This window comes from Caldicellulosiruptor sp. F32 (genome assembly GCF_000404025.1).
Taxonomy (GTDB): Bacteria; Bacillota; Thermoanaerobacteria; order Caldicellulosiruptorales; family Caldicellulosiruptoraceae; genus Caldicellulosiruptor; species Caldicellulosiruptor saccharolyticus.
In genome coordinates this window covers 1-15,283 of record NZ_APGP01000008.1, presented here as the reverse complement: position 1 = coordinate 15,283, position 15,283 = coordinate 1, and the positions used below count along the sequence as shown (strand labels likewise).

Genomic DNA, 15,283 nt, shown 5'->3' with positions numbered 1-15,283 from the left:
AGGAAGGGAGAAGTGCTTGTAAGATGATAAAGCTTGTTGCAACAGACCTTGACGATAGTCTCCTTTCAAAAGACCTGAAGATAACTCCCAAAAATCTAAAGGCTATTGAATTTTTGAAGAAAAACAATGTAATTTTGATATTGGCATCAGGTCGGCCTTATCCTTCTGTGAAAAAGATTGCCTATGACCTTGAAAATTTTTATCCCATGATAACTTATCAAGGTGCTTTAGTTTACGACCCAAAAGACGATAAAAAGTTATATGGATGTGAGATTCAGCCAAATGATGCAAAAGAGCTTATAAGGCTTGCCAAAGAAGAGAATATACATGTTCACATATACATTGACAATGTCTGGTATGTTGAGGTATTTAATGAGAAGGTAGAGTATTACAAAAACCTGACGGGTCTTGAGCCTGTGAAGGTGGACAATTTTTTAGAGTTTGTAGACAGACCTGTTACAAAGGTTTTGTTTTTTGATGAGCATGAAAGGCTTCAAAAGTTAAAAGAGAGCTTACCTCTTGAGTTTTCAAAAAAGTTTAACATTATGTTTTCTAAGCCTTTTTTCTTGGAGTTCACTGATATTAATGTTTCTAAGGGAAATGCTTTGAAATTTTTAGCGCAATATTATAACCTCAAAAGAGATGAAATAATGGCAATAGGTGATGGTGACAATGACATTTCAATGATTGAATATGCAGGGATTGGGGTTGCAGTCGAAAATGCAACAGAGAAGTTAAAAGAGGTAGCAAGCTTTATAACTTTGAGCTGTGACAATAGTGGCTTTGCACATGCTGTTGAAAAAGTATTCAATGTTGAGTTTTAAAAATTTCATGCATATAATAGCATAAAAAAAAGAAAATCTTATAAGTTAATAAGAAAACGAGGGCTAATTTAAAAATTTAAAGGAAAATGATATTTTTTTAAAAAATATATTGACTTTTGAAAAAATTTTGCTAAAATAAATTCTGTTACTTGAAAATAGCAAATTCCAAGAAGGAGGTAGAGAAGATGCACGCATTGGGCAGGCACATAATAGCAGAACTTTACGGTTGTGACAAGGAAGTACTCAACAACCGTGAGCTTATTGAAAAGATAATGGTAGAGTCAGCACTCAAGGCAGGTGCAGAAGTAAGAGAGGTAGCATTCCACAAGTTTTCACCACAGGGTGTAAGTGGCGTTGTTGTAATTTCTGAGTCACACCTGACAATTCACACATGGCCAGAACTTGGGTATGCAGCTGTAGATGTGTTCACATGTGGTGAGAGAGTTGACCCATGGCAGGCTTGCAACTACATCACAGAGATGCTCAAAGCAAGCCACATGACAACTACAGAGGTAAAAAGAGGTTTGTTCGAACAACCTGTCAAGGTAGCAAACCTGTAATAATACCTCCTTTTTGTTGATGGTATAAATAGGTTTTCGTTAAAGTTTTGAAGGGATGTGGAACTGGGAATTCTATAAGGAGGATATACCTTGTTTAAATTGTATTACATTTTGAGGTTTTTGATGTATGAAAGAATACAAAAAGGGAAAAATATTTAACTGAAAGACCCCCTTTACTTAAATAAAAATATTTTCGGTGCACAGATAAGACTTTCTGTGCACCAATTTTTTTAGATTTACTAAACTTGGAATTCTGAAAACTTAAAGTGTCGAAAATGAAAAAAACATGACATCAACAGCAAACTACTTTTCGAGAAACAGAGGTATTGTCCAAAGTTTTTAATTTCGTTTAACTATTAACACCTGTCAATTTCCTCTAATTGCCAAAACGAAATGGCCTTTAACAATATTAAATTTTACCAAAAAAGTTAAATTCAGGACATTAGAATATTAATACTTCGAAAGGCAAATAATTTTCTTATTCTCAATTTTTATGTTTCCTTTTTTCAACTTCATAAAGACTGTGTGACAAAACTTTGATATAGTGCAAAGTGGAAGCTTTTCGTATTAACATAAATACAAAATAAAGATATTTACTGTCTTTCACTTCTTCACTATTTAAGTCTACTCTTGCTCTCGCATAACAGAAACTATCATATTTAACCTTGTTAAATATCTCAATTGGAAGTTGAAAATAAAGGGCAGTCGAAGCAGGGTCGATAATTAAATAACCGTTCTTTTTATCAATAATAAATCCTTCATCTTGCCATTTAAACATATTTTCACCCAGATAAGAACGAGCAAACTCTTTAAAAAACGTATTCAAATAAGAAATTTCAAAGGTCACTGGGGATTCTTTCAAAACTTTGTTAATTTCTTTACAAGCAAGTAAAAAGACTTCATTAGGGCTCCATATTTCTATTCGTTTTCTTCTCATACCAGCGCATAAACCATAAAAGGAATCAGGGAAGAATAAATTAACTGCCACTGTTTTTGCATGCGGATTGTCACTATATATATAATTTCTGAAAGCACTGTCAAAAGTATTTTTGTTAGTATATCCATACCAGTCGTAATTGCTTTCTACAGGTCTGTAATTGAACAGCTTGTCAATCAAAAATTCAAAAAGATTTTTGTTCATTCTTTTCAGAAATTTAATACTCTTTTTCTCTTCAATAATCAAATTATAAGAATAAGCAATAGCAAAAGCTTCTTCTTTCTGCCATATTCGACTACAGTTATTTATTCTAGCAAAAACATCACAGAAGTGGTAAAATTCGAAGCGAGAATAAATAGTTTGTAAAATAATATAAACAACTTGGGCAAGTTCTTTTTCTGAACTTATTGTGAAACCATTTTGGTAAACAAGTTTTAAAATTTCAAGCATAAATTGCAAAACTGCTTCAATTTTAATTCTTAAAAAACCTATCTGCTTGTCAGGAATGTAATATCCTAAAACTTTATTTACAGAACCATAATATACTTTTTGGTAAATTTCCAGCTGAGTATTTTCTATTTCTTTTTCAAGAAAATCAACATAGAACAAACCGTTATTATATTTTTTTCCAGATAAAACCTCAACATATTTTTGGAAGAAAACATTAAAAAGCATGTATTATTTATTTTCACCTCTTTCGAGTATTTACATATTTTCATCATACCTTAAGTTTTAATTTGTTTCAAGCTATATTTACAAAAATAAACTGGATATGATATTATAAAAATAAAAAATAGTGGAGGATAGAGGATGCCAAAAAGAGTAATATCTTTTATTATGCTCTTGTCTTTTTTAATTTCAATTTTGCTTTCCTATCAAGCTTTTTCGTGTTCAGATAAACTTCTAAAAGACATCTCGATATTTGTGACAAAAGTTGAGAGGCTTGACAATAACCAGTATAAAGCAACATGGGGATATGAAAATCCGAATAAGAATACAATAATACTTCCGAAAGGGCACTCTAAACTATTTGGCGATATCAAAAGAGGTGACTGTATTTTCAGATTCGAACCGGGGAAACATGCAACTGCTTTTTCAACATTATTTACTGGTGACAGGGTGATTTGGGAGATAAAAAACATTTCGGGAAAAAAAAAGGGCTATAGCTTACAAAGAGGCTGTAAATTTAGATTTTAACTCTTCTCTTATATCCATTAATTTTCAGCCGTATATAAAAGGACAAAATAATATTTTAACAGAAGGTTTTATACCAGACAGTGGTGAAGTTTTTTCAAATCAATTCGGGCTTGATTTTGGATTTGAAAAGAAGGCGAAAACCTTCAGGGATAATGCCTGCAAAGACCCTCTTGTTTGTACCGGCGTGATATTAGAACATAACAATAAATGGCAGATAAAACTTCCCAATGGAGCTTATGATGTTGTAATAAGTGTGGGGAGTGCAAATAAGGACACATGTAACACAGTTATTGTGGAAGGGCAGGAGTTCTGTTTAAATTTGAAACTCAAAAGAGGTGAATTTCAGCAGATAAAAAAGAAAGTAATTTTAAATGATGAATACCTTACACTCAGCACATCTTTTCACGGTAATTCAAAAACAGTTTTAAATTACATACAGATATTCTCAAAAAAAGTTTGTGGCATCAGCTTAGAGCCGAAGGAAATGGAAATTGAAATAGGTGAGAGTTTATATTTATTTGCTAAAGTTATTCCAGAGTGGGCGGATAATCAAGAAGTAATTTTTAGCAGCGAAAACCCTTCAATTGCCGAAGTAGACCAAAAAAGGTATGGTAACAGGAGTTGCAGCCGGAACCACAAATATAATTGCACAAACTAAGGATGGAGGATATAAGGCTGTATGTAAAGTCACTGTTGTAGAGTCTGGTGTGCCATATCAGATTTCTTTTGCAAAGACTCGTTTGGATGTGGAGATTGGCAAAAGCAGAAAGATAGAATATATAATTGAACCTGTAGGGTATAAAGGCAAGATTGAGTGGATTAGCTTAAATCCTGATATTGCTGAGGTGGACTCACAGGGCAATGTAAAAGGAGTTTCAGTAGGAGAGACAAGGGTTAAGGCAAATCTGCCTGAGACAGGAAGTTTTGATGTTTGCAGGATTGTTGTCCACGACAAGTATCCGTATCCATTTGTTCTTATGGCAGACAGTGTCTATGGAGATGTTTATCTTGAATGGGATGAAGTTTGCAATGCTGAATATTATGTTGTAAAGAGAAAAGCAGAAACTGAAGAGAATTACAAGGAAATAGCAAAGACAAAAAATACAAGTTTTGTAGATACAACATGTTATGAAGATGGCAGATATTATTACGTGGTGTATGCTTACAACAGCTTTGGAGAGAGTCATTCAAACGAAGAAATAGTAGATGTTCGCAACCTCGACAGCGATTTTGATGGCATAAATGACAAGAAAGAGAGCATGCAGGGTTTGAACCCCAAAGTGCAGGATAGTGACCGAGATGGGCTTGAAGATAGTTATGAAGCAGAGCTTGGCACAAATCCACTTTCTAAGGATTCTGATAATGACGGACTGAGTGATTATTTTGAACTTGAAATTTCGAAAACAGACCCACTCATTTCTGATTCTGACAGTGATGGCATTATTGATTCCAAAGAAGATTTTGACAATGATAAGCTTGATAATTTGTCTGAAGAAAAGACTTTTACATCTTCAATTTTTGCAGACACAGATTTTGATGGAATTAGTGATTATGATGAAATATTTATCTCAAAAACAAATCCAATAAAAGTAGATACTGACGAAGATGGTTTGTTTGATAAAACAGAAGTAGATAGTGGTTTAAATCCACTTAGCAAAGACAGTGACGGCAATGGCGTGATTGATGGAGAAGAAAGTATCTACCAAGTTGTGTCAGGCGAAAGGCTAAGAAGTGTTAATCAAAATGAACAGGTTGTCTTTGGACTCAAGATAAAAGCAAAGGGTGAAATAGTCAACAGTGTTGTTGTCCAAAAAGTTTATAATTCATCCACATTTTTTGCAAATGGCTTTATAGTAGGAGAACCTGTTAAAATTGAATGTTTTGAACCGTTTGAAGTAGCCCAGCTTCAGTTTAGGTTAAATGACACTGTTTTAAAGGGAGAGCAGCTGAACCATTTTGTGGTTGTGTGCTATGATACCAAAGGTGGCAAGTTTAGCTTACCAAAGGCAACATATAATGAGAGTTCAAAAACTATTACTGTTGAAACAAATCATTTCAGTGTATACTATCTTATAAATCTTAAGAAGTATTTAGATATAACTGGCTTAAAAAGTGGGACTGTTTCACCTTCCGGGCAGGCTGATATTGTGTTTGTTATAGACACAACAGGTTCAATGTCAGACGAAATAGATGCTGTCAAGCGAAACATTAACAATTTTGTAGATAAGCTAAATACAAAAGATATTAGTGTAAATTTAGGGCTTGTAACATACAAAGATATAACATGTGATGGTCTAAATTCAACAGTAGGTCATGGATTTTTCTCATCAGCAGATGACTTCAAAAATGCACTCGGCAGTATAAAAGTTGATGGTGGTGGCGATACACCTGAGACGCTGATTGATGCTCTTGAAACTGCAAGGTTGCTTGGCTTTAGAGAAAACAGCACAAAATTCATAGTTGTTTTAACAGATGCCAACTATAAGCTTGAGAACAGGTTTGGAATAAAGTCAGCAGATGAGATAATAGAAAGACTCAAAAGTGATAATATTATTGTTTCAGTTGTAAGTCCTACGTCGTTTGAAGAATTGTATTTTGCTTTTTCCAGCCAAACAAAAGGTATTTTTGCAGACATCTATTCTGACTTTTCTTCAACACTTGAAAAGTTAATTGATTTAGCAAACCAATATGTCAATGATGGCAGCTGGATTGTTTTGTCCAATCTGGATATAATCAAACTTAAAAAAGCTCCAGATTTAAACGACAGTGTTACCGACACTGATGGAGATGGACTTGCTGACTCTGAGGAGCTAAAGAACTCCCAGAAAATAACACTGGAACTTCCATGGGGTGGATTGCTGGAAAATTTAGAAATTTGGGATTTTGTAAGCTATCCTACCAAAGTTGATAGTGATGAGGATGGACTTTCAGATTACGATGAGGTACTTAAATACAAAACATCTCCTATCGATTATGATACCGACTGCGACCTTTTGAGCGATCTTGAGGAAATAGAAGCAGGGACAAATCCGGTTGTTGTTGATAGCGATGAAGATGGTTTGAGTGATAGTGTTGAGTTTTATCTATTTCCTGGTGATGAAGCTTTTGATCCTAACACTGAAACAACTTTGTGGGGATGTGACTATGAAGAAGCACTCCTCTATTTAAGAGAAGAGCTTCCGCTTTATGTGAAAAGAAACACAGTTGAGGATGTAATCTTAACAACAACATACTCTCTTTACAAAAAGCAGCAAACTTTAAATAATTCCAGAAAAAGAAGCAAAGTTACAATGTTGAATAAAAACATAGTTTTTTGCTCAAGAAATGATGAAAAACTTCTGATTGAACCGGATGAAGAGTTAATAATTTGTGAGGGCTCAACTATTTATGTTAACAGCAAATACCCTGAATTGTTTAAAGTTTACGGCTCTTTAAAAATAGGTGGACCTAACAAAAAAACTTATGTGAAAATAGGAAATCCAAATAATTCATCAAAGTCCAATACACTCAAAGCAATTAGAGAATATACTTCAAGAATGACCATTTTTGCGGTAGTAGCCCCAATGGAGTGTGGTAACCAACCCAGATGCGAAATTACGAATATAGAGCTTTCTTCATTTGCGGGTTTTTTAAGCATAGGACACAAGGGATATGTTAAGATAGATGGTTGCACACTTAAGAATGTGAAGACGGGTGTATATGTAAGCCCGGTTTGTTCTCCGCAGGGTTCCCAGCTTTTGATTTCAAATACCACATTCCATAGCTGCTCAACAGCCGGGCTGTGGCTTTGCGCAAATATCAAACCTGTCAGGATAAATAAGAGCATATTTTATAGTGCCCCTGTTATAGTTGACAGCAAGGATGCAAATTTGAGGTTTGATGAATGTATATTCGAAAACTGCAATAACAGCAAAGATGAACCGGCATTTAGAACACTGCAAAGAGGCTCAAAAAACATTCTATTTTTATCCTGTGCATTTAGAAACAATAGCATTGGAATACATGCTTATTATCACAAAACAATAGTATTTATAAATGATTGTGTATTTGAAGGGCACAAATATTGCTCAATTTTGCGCCAAGTAAATCCTAAGGTTATTGTAGATAGACATACACGGTTTTTAGAAACCATAGAGCCTATCGTAAAATTTGAGGGAGCATCAACAAGCGAAACTCTATTTTCAGCTATTTTAGGATTATTAGATCCTTGTGGTATTAAAGATATCATAGAAATATTAGCAGGCGAAGACATCCTAACTGGCGAAGAGATTCCAGGTATCGAGAGAGTTGAAAGGTTACTGTTTTTAACTTTAAATGCTAATGATATAAGAAGAGCAGATGATATTGAAAAGTGGCTTAAATATTTGGATGAAATAGAGAAAAATTCAAGTAAAGAATTCAGGGACTCTGTTGCGAAATATTCACCTGAGTTTGCCGAAAAAATTTGCAGGAAATTGTCGAATTCTGAAATATCAGCGGCAGGAAGACTGTATGATAAGATAGGCGAATTTTTTACCCAAGGATTAAATATCTATATAGACTCACATTACAAAAAACTGATGGAATTATCAGAAGAGTATGGCAGAGAGGCAGTTTATTTGAGTATTCACGAGGGGTTGGAGAATGCCGAAAGAAGACTGGCTGTAATTTTTAAAAATACAAGAGAAATCAAGAATAAAGAAGATTTAGTATATTTTATAAATAGCAGCAATGAGCTGGCAAAGTCGCTGGGTGTGAGTGCTTTCAAAGAATCCAACTAACGAGATTGCTTGTATAAATATCTGGGTATAGATAACATAAAGGATTTGGCAAACAAGGCATATCAAGTTCACCACATATTTCCACAGAGTTTATTTGGGGAAGGTGGTCTTTATGAATCGATATTTAAAAGAGCGAGATTGAATGTCCACGATGTGAGGTTTTTGGGGCTGTGGGATGCAAAGGACCATTTGAAGAAAAAATATGATTATAATGAAGTATGGTTTAAAGAAATGGACGATTTGAAGGAAAAACACGGAAACAGGATAGAAGATATTGATATAATTGAAGTGATAGAAAAAGGAAGGGAGATAGCGGGCAGATATGGGTTTACAAGGGTTAGATTTTAGCTTTTATGACAATTTTTATCATCTTATACCTAGTTGGCGTTCAATGCAAGTAGAAATGCGACAGGAAGACTATTTAAGTGGTAAATATTTAGAGATATTAAGACGAGGGCATGAGATAGTGGAAAAAGAAGGGGCGATAGAGTTTTGGAGGATAAGGAATAAAAGGTTATCAGATGTTCTTACCACAGGAAGTGGTATACTGGTAGTGACGGGCAGGGTGATAGGGATTTTGGAGAGGTATGGGTTTACGGGGTGGAGGAAATTTAAGGTAGTGATAAAGGATAAGAAGAAGGGCGTAATAAGCGAAGGTTACTGGGGAATAAGTGTTGTGAGCAATATATTGAGAAGAAGGAGGGATTTATATCGAGAGGTAGTAGAGGAGAGGCTAAATGGGACTAAGAAGATAAGGAAGTTTGGATGGTATTTTGAGCCTGAGGACTGGGACGGCAGTGATTTTAACCTGCTTGGTGGTGTATCTTTAATAGTTACAAAGAGGGTAAAGGATGTGTTTGAGAAGGAGAAGGTAAAGAATATAAGCATTGATAGTGTGCATGATATTGAGATCTTTTGAGAGGGGCAGAAGAGCCCCTTGTTTTTATTATGATATATAAAATTTTGACACTTCTTCTGTGAAGAACTTTTAAAAAATATGCTTAAGAGTATATTAAAAGGCTTCTCACAAGGTTTATTTATCCCTCTATATCTTCTTCACTTCTGAATATTAAATGTTCTATAATAATGTTATACTCAAAGAAAAGGGGGCTACTAGTTTTTGAAAGTTGTCTGCTACGGAGAGGTTTTAATAGATTTTTTGAATGTAAAAGGTAATCTGTTTGAAGCAAACCCAGGCGGTGCACCGGCAAATGTTGCAGCAGCAGTTGCAAAATTTGGAGGAACGTCCTATTTAATTTCACAAGTTGGGAATGACATGTTTGGCAAAATGATTATAGATTCTCTTTCTTCTTGCGGTGTTGACATTTCAAATGTTAAAATAACAGATGAATATTTTACAACACTTGCGTTTGTAAAGCTTGATAGCAGGGGCGAGAGGTCTTTTTCGTTCTCAAGAAAATATGGTGCAGATGTTTACCTAAAAGTGGAAGATATTGATATGAATATTGTAAAGTCAGCTGATATATTTCACTTTGGCTCACTTTCAATGACATATGAACAAAACAAAAGAACCACCTTAGAGCTTTTAAAGATTGCAAGACAAAGTGGCAGCACAATCTCATATGACCCAAACTACAGAAGTAGCCTGTGGGAAAGCCAAAAAAAGGCTTTAGAGACCATGATTGAACCTGTTGAAAATGGGTTTGTGGATATTCTGAAGATGTCCGAGGAAGAGGTTTTGTTATATGAAAAGGGTGTAAATGACTTTTATAACCGAATAAAAGACAAGGTAAAGATTTTCCTTGTGACATTTGGCGAAAAGGGTAGCATGGTTTTCTTTAAAGGAAAGTCATATTTTGTTGATACAATAAAGGTTGATGTTGTTGACACAACTGGATGTGGAGACTGTTTTGTCGGCATGTTTTTGCATGAAATCTCAAAATCTTTGCCAGTTGAAAATCTATCAGAAGATGAAATTGTAAATATTGTAAAAAAAGCGAACATAGCAGGTGCTCTCTGTGCAACCAAAAAAGGGGCTATTCCTGCAATTCCTGAGTACAGTGAAGTTTTAGAAAGGCTTTGAAGTCCAAAAAACTTTATTATAAAAACCTTTGGGGGAAAGAATGATGAGAGCAATAATAACGGTTGTTGGTAAAGATAAAGTTGGTATAATTGCGGCAATCTCGAGCTTACTTGCCCAGAACAATGTAAATATTCTTGATATAAGCCAGACAATTATGCAGGGGTTTTTTACTATGATAATGCTTGTTGACCTACAAGAGTGCAAATTGAAGTTTTCTGAACTGAAAGACCTTCTCATAAAGAAAGGGCAGGAAATAGGTGTTGATGTAAATTTGCAGCACGAAGACCTTTTCAATAGCATAAACAGGATATAGTAATTTTTGTTTTTGAGGAGATGAAAGCAGAATGTTCACATCACAGGAGATAATTGAAACTATCAATATGGTAAAGCAAAGCAACTTGGATATTCGAACAATCACAGTTGGGATAAGTCTTTTTGATTGTTGCTCTGACATTCCACAGAGGTTTATTGAGAACATGAGAAAAAAGATTATAAAATATGCGGGAAATCTCAGAAATGTGGCAAATGAGATTGAGGATATGTTTGGACTTCCAATTGTCAACAGAAGAGTTGCGCTAACACCAATTTCACTTTTGACCTTTTCTTATTCATATGAAGATCTGATAAAGGTAGCAGTAGCCATTGATGAGATTGCCAAAGAACTTGAGGTTGATCTGATAGGTGGCTACTCTGCTTCTGTTCACAAAAGCTATGATGAAAATACTAAAAAATTCATATCTTCTATCCCAGATGCATTGGCAACAACAGATAGACTATGTTCTTCGGTTGACGTTGGCACAACAAGGTCAGGTATTAACCTTGATGTGATTGCCCATCTTGGGCATATAATAAAAGACATTGCACAAAAAACAAAGGACAAAGACAGTTTCGGATGCGCAAGGTTTGTTGTGTTTGCAAACGCACCAGATGACAATCCATTTATGGCAGGTGCGTTTCATGGGACAGGCGAGGGAGATTGTTGCATAAATGTGGGAATCTCAGGCCCTGGTGTTGTAAAAAGGGCTTTAGAAGAAAAAAAAGATGCTTCAATTGATGAGGTCTATGAGACAATAAAAAAGATGGCATTTAAAATAACAAGGGCTGGTCAGCTTGTTTTGCAGTATGCAAGCAAAAAGCTCCAAATTCCAGCCGGGATTGTAGATTTGTCGCTTGCACCAACACCAAAAGTTGGTGATAGCATTGCAGAGATACTTGAAGAGATAGGGATTGAAAAGGTTGGCGGGTATGGCACAACATTTGCTTTAGCACTTTTGAATGATGCTGTGAAAAAAGGTGGCGCTATGGCGGCAAGTTTTACAGGTGGACTTTCTGGGGCATTTATTCCTGTATCAGAAGACTCTGGAATGGTAAAGGGAGTAGAGGCAGGGGCACTCTCTTTAGAAAAACTTGAGGCAATGACAAGTGTATGTTCTGTCGGTCTTGACATGATAGTTGTGCCAGGCGATGTAGAAGCTGAAGTTATCTCTGCTATGATTGCAGATGAGATTGCAATTGGCGTTTACAACAACAAAACAACAGCTGTGCGCGTAATTCCTGCATATGGCAAAAAAGAAGGAGATGAGGTCAACTTTGGTGGGCTTTTGGGAAGAGCAAAGGTGATGAGTGTCAACAGAAGTTCACCAAAAAGACTAATTGAACGTGGAGGAAGAGTTCCACCACCTATAATTTCGCTGAGAAATTAAAACTTTTTAAAAGGAGGTTCAGGAAATGCTTTTTTCAAAGATGCACGGGCTTGGAAATGACTTTATTGTAATAGATGCAAGAGGCAAAGAGGATATAGATTATAACTTGCTTGCAAAGAGGATGTGTCATCGACACATTGGAGTTGGTGCAGATGGTCTGCTGCTTGTATTAAATTCAGATATTGCTGACATCAGGATGAGAATTATCAACTCTGACGGCTCTGAAGCTGAGATGTGTGGAAATGGAATCAGGTGTTTTGCAAAGTATGTATATGAAAGAGGAATTGTGAAAGCCACTAAATTCAAAGTTGAGACATTGGCAGGCATAATTGAGCCAGAGCTTTTTGTAAACGAATATGGACTTGTTGATAAAGTTAAAGTGAATATGGGAAAGCCCAGCTTTAAAAGAAAAGATATACCAATGCAAGGCGACCCAGGAAGTGATGCCATAAATACATCTATTGTAGTTGATGGCAATGAATACAGAATTACATCTCTTTTGATGGGTGTTCCGCACGCTATTTTGTTTGTTGATGATGTTGAAAAGGTCGACATTTATACCTTGGGACCAAAAATAGAAAAGCATGAGGCTTTTCCAAGAAAGACAAATGTCAACTTTGTTCAGGTGATTGACAAGAATAATATAAAGGTGAGAACTTGGGAAAGAGGTGCAGGGGCTACATTTGCATGTGGCACGGGTTCTTGTGCTTCTGTGATAGCAGCAAACTTAAATGGGTTTACAGAAAGAAAAGCAAATGTCCACCTTTATTTTGGAACTCTTGAGATACAGTGGCAGGATGATGATACAGTCTTCATGACCGGCTCTGCTGAGGAGGTTTTTGTTGGGGAGTATTTGGATTAAAGATTATTTTTAGAAATTACAAGAAAAAAGCTCCCTTATCTTGGCTGCATGCAGGTTATTAGTAAAAGCTAATGCCAAGAAAGGGAGATTTTTTTATATGTTGATATTAGGCGTATAAAAATGCGTCGAGATTACCAGATAAAAATCGCATGAATAAAGTTGTCAAAGTTTTAATATTAAGTTCCTCATAATCTGTAAGCTTTGCTATTAAAACCAACCTGTTGTAAACTCCTCATCAAAACCCTTTAGTAATTTTGGAAGACCAAATTTTTTGCAAATTCTATTTTTTTAAATTAATTGCAAGTGCTTACCAGCTTTCCTTTAGTGAAAGTAAAAAAGTGTTTCAGTTTTATCAAAAGGATTTTCAAAAATTAACTCTTTGTATAACATGTGAATACCATCTACGGAATAAATAAATTGTTTGTCAGGGAAACTATAGCATTTATAAGCTAAATGGAGATTGTCGGGATTTGTGTATATATCTTCTTCATCAAAGCACATTTTGCAAGTAATCATATAGTTTTCAAAAATATTTATTTTAATAACGTTTTCTTTTTCTTCAAATTCAAAATAATAATCTTTTTTGTCAACGCATTTTCCAATATATAAGATTGAAATTTTAGAACAATATAGACTTATTCTACTAACTATTACAACATAGAATAAATTTTCATCAATTAATTTTCCATAATCTAATATTCTTTCCTTTACAAAAAATGAGTCACTTATAATTCTTTCCTTAAGTCTGCAGATAATTTCTTTTTTTTCGACACCTTTAATATTTTTAATAAAACATTTGATACTCGGGATATTTCGTAATATAGAAAAGATTAAATAAGGAGAATATTTTTTTATTTCTCCTAATGTATATTTTTACTTACAATGGTTATATCTTTTATTCGACAACTTTTTAACTTTTTTTAAAAATCGAGGATAAACCATAATCGCATTAAGATCATTTGTTTTAGGGTTTACAACAAATAAGTAATATTCTCCAAAGCCTATTTTTGCAATAAGCATATCATTATTTACTGAATATATAAGATTTTGTCCTGACTCAAAGTTTTTTGTTTCAATAATTGTATCATTGTTAAAAAACACCACTTCATTTAAAATATCATTTGATGAAATTGAAATTGGTAATTCAATAAAAGAAAGTTGGTTAGATTCAATATAATGTTTTATAAAGTATTTACTCGGTATTCCTCCAATTGCATGAGGGTAAAAAGGAATGTACATAATAAAGTGTTTATCTTTTTCTTTGTATATTGGAGGTATTTTTTCTAACGGGAATGGTAAAGAACCAATATAAGAGCTCTTTTTAGTCTCCAGATTGTATGAAATAATATCAGTTTTTTTAGTTATGAAATTTTCTTTATAGTATATGATTGAATAGGATTTGTTGTTTGCATAATAATATGGATTATAAATACGTGCTTTAATTGGGAAATCTAATGTTTCGCAATACTCAGCTTTATCTACTATGTATTTAGTAAACTTAAATTTTCCATTGACTAAATTCTGAATTAATTCTTCACAGGGTATAATTATAATAGTTTCTGTTGAGTTTACAAAATATTGCTTTTTTGAATAGAAAAATACTCTTTTATCAAATGAACATATTTGTCCAGTTTTGATTAATATATTTTTTTTGCCATTAATGCTTACAACGGACATGTCTAATAATTCATAAATGTAGTGCTCATCTATAATGTAAGGATCGATAAAAATCTGTTGTTTTCCTATGATGTCAAAAACTAAAGCAATTTTATTTTTAAAATGATCAATATTTGGAATTATTACCATAATATATCTATTATTTATAGCACATACATGGATGGGTATGTGGTTTATTAAATTTGCATTCTCTTCACAATAATCTAAAGTATATCTGTAAACTATTTTTTCTTCATTCTTAATTAAATCAATTTGAAATATTTTCAATTCGACTAAATTTGATGAGATGGCTTTTACTGAATAACCAAGCAAGCTTAATTTTTCTTCATCAAAATAAATTATTTCTGAAATTTCGTTTTTTATGATATGAGTAAAAGTCGCTTTAATATTGTTATTTTCTAATGCCACAATTATAATTGATTGTATATTATAGGTATCATAACAATCGCTAATGGTAAATAACACGTAACTATTACTCTGATAAATGACACTTACATTATTAATGTTTTTTGCTAATAATGAAGAAATATAAAAATTAGTAGAGTTTCCAAAAATATTAAATAATTCATTTAAATTGTATACGATAATTTTAGACATATTGCTATGCTCACTCCATTCCTTATTTTGTTTTCAACATAAGACATAGGGTTGTTGTAGTTTTAATTACAACAACCCTACAGAGTTATCTTACGGGAAGAAAATATGACATGGTAATTTAT

General features: G+C 33.9%; 13 protein-coding genes. 11 read left to right on the top strand and 2 right to left on the bottom strand.

Annotated elements, in window-relative coordinates:
* Positions 1-23: 23 nt before the first annotated feature.
* Positions 24-824, top strand: a complete 801-nt coding sequence (locus tag H964_RS00600; RefSeq protein WP_039763730.1) for a Cof-type HAD-IIB family hydrolase — start codon at positions 24-26, stop codon at positions 822-824.
* 185 nt (positions 825-1,009) lie between these two features.
* Positions 1,010-1,384: an adenosylmethionine decarboxylase gene (speD, locus tag H964_RS00595; RefSeq protein WP_011916845.1), complete on the top strand. Its 375-nt coding sequence runs from the start codon at positions 1,010-1,012 to the stop codon at positions 1,382-1,384.
* A 484-nt stretch (positions 1,385-1,868) separates the two neighbouring features.
* Here the strand turns inward: speD and H964_RS00590 are convergent, their stop codons facing one another.
* Positions 1,869-2,996 carry a hypothetical protein gene (locus H964_RS00590; protein WP_039763727.1) on the bottom strand — a complete coding sequence of 376 codons (1,128 nt, stop codon included), beginning with the start codon at positions 2,994-2,996 and terminating at the stop codon, positions 1,869-1,871.
* A gap of 135 nt (positions 2,997-3,131) precedes the next feature.
* Between H964_RS00590 and H964_RS12740 the strand changes: the two genes are divergently transcribed.
* The 9 genes from H964_RS12740 to dapF all read left to right on the top strand — a co-directional run bounded on the left by H964_RS12740 (position 3,132) and on the right by dapF (position 12,887).
* Positions 3,132-3,518: a hypothetical protein gene (locus H964_RS12740; protein WP_237738155.1), complete on the top strand. Its 387-nt coding sequence runs from the start codon at positions 3,132-3,134 to the stop codon at positions 3,516-3,518.
* Between the two features lie 184 nt (positions 3,519-3,702).
* Complete coding sequence (locus H964_RS12735) at positions 3,703-4,176, top strand: Ig-like domain-containing protein (protein ID WP_237738154.1); 474 nt, start codon at positions 3,703-3,705, stop codon at positions 4,174-4,176.
* Positions 4,127-8,278 carry a VWA domain-containing protein gene (locus tag H964_RS00585; RefSeq protein WP_237738153.1) on the top strand — a complete coding sequence of 1,384 codons (4,152 nt, stop codon included), beginning with the start codon at positions 4,127-4,129 and terminating at the stop codon, positions 8,276-8,278. The genes H964_RS12735 and H964_RS00585 overlap by 50 nt, the downstream gene beginning before the upstream one ends.
* A 9-nt stretch (positions 8,279-8,287) precedes the next feature.
* Entirely contained in the window at positions 8,288-8,626 is a 339-nt protein-coding gene (locus H964_RS12730; RefSeq protein ID WP_237738152.1) for a hypothetical protein, read from the top strand.
* Between the two features lie 43 nt (positions 8,627-8,669).
* On the top strand, positions 8,670-9,197 hold the full coding sequence (locus tag H964_RS00580) for a hypothetical protein (protein WP_237738151.1): 528 nt from the start codon (positions 8,670-8,672) through the stop codon (positions 9,195-9,197).
* A gap of 201 nt (positions 9,198-9,398) precedes the next feature.
* Positions 9,399-10,322, top strand: coding sequence for a carbohydrate kinase family protein (locus H964_RS00575; protein ID WP_039763723.1), 924 nt, complete (start codon positions 9,399-9,401; stop codon positions 10,320-10,322).
* A gap of 43 nt (positions 10,323-10,365) precedes the next feature.
* Complete coding sequence (locus tag H964_RS00570) at positions 10,366-10,635, top strand: ACT domain-containing protein (protein ID WP_039763721.1); 270 nt, start codon at positions 10,366-10,368, stop codon at positions 10,633-10,635.
* Between the two features lie 31 nt (positions 10,636-10,666).
* Positions 10,667-12,025 (top strand): PFL family protein, encoded by a 1,359-nt coding sequence (locus H964_RS00565; RefSeq protein WP_039763720.1) that lies wholly within the window; start codon positions 10,667-10,669, stop codon positions 12,023-12,025.
* A gap of 25 nt (positions 12,026-12,050) precedes the next feature.
* Positions 12,051-12,887 carry a diaminopimelate epimerase gene (gene dapF, locus H964_RS00560; RefSeq protein WP_039763719.1) on the top strand — a complete coding sequence of 279 codons (837 nt, stop codon included), beginning with the start codon at positions 12,051-12,053 and terminating at the stop codon, positions 12,885-12,887.
* Positions 12,888-13,760: 873 nt separating this feature from the next.
* On the opposite strand, the gene H964_RS00555 is transcribed toward dapF, so the two are convergent.
* On the bottom strand, positions 13,761-15,161 hold the full coding sequence (locus H964_RS00555; RefSeq protein ID WP_039763718.1) for a hypothetical protein: 1,401 nt from the start codon (positions 15,159-15,161) through the stop codon (positions 13,761-13,763).
* Between the last annotated feature and the right edge of the window lie 122 nt (positions 15,162-15,283).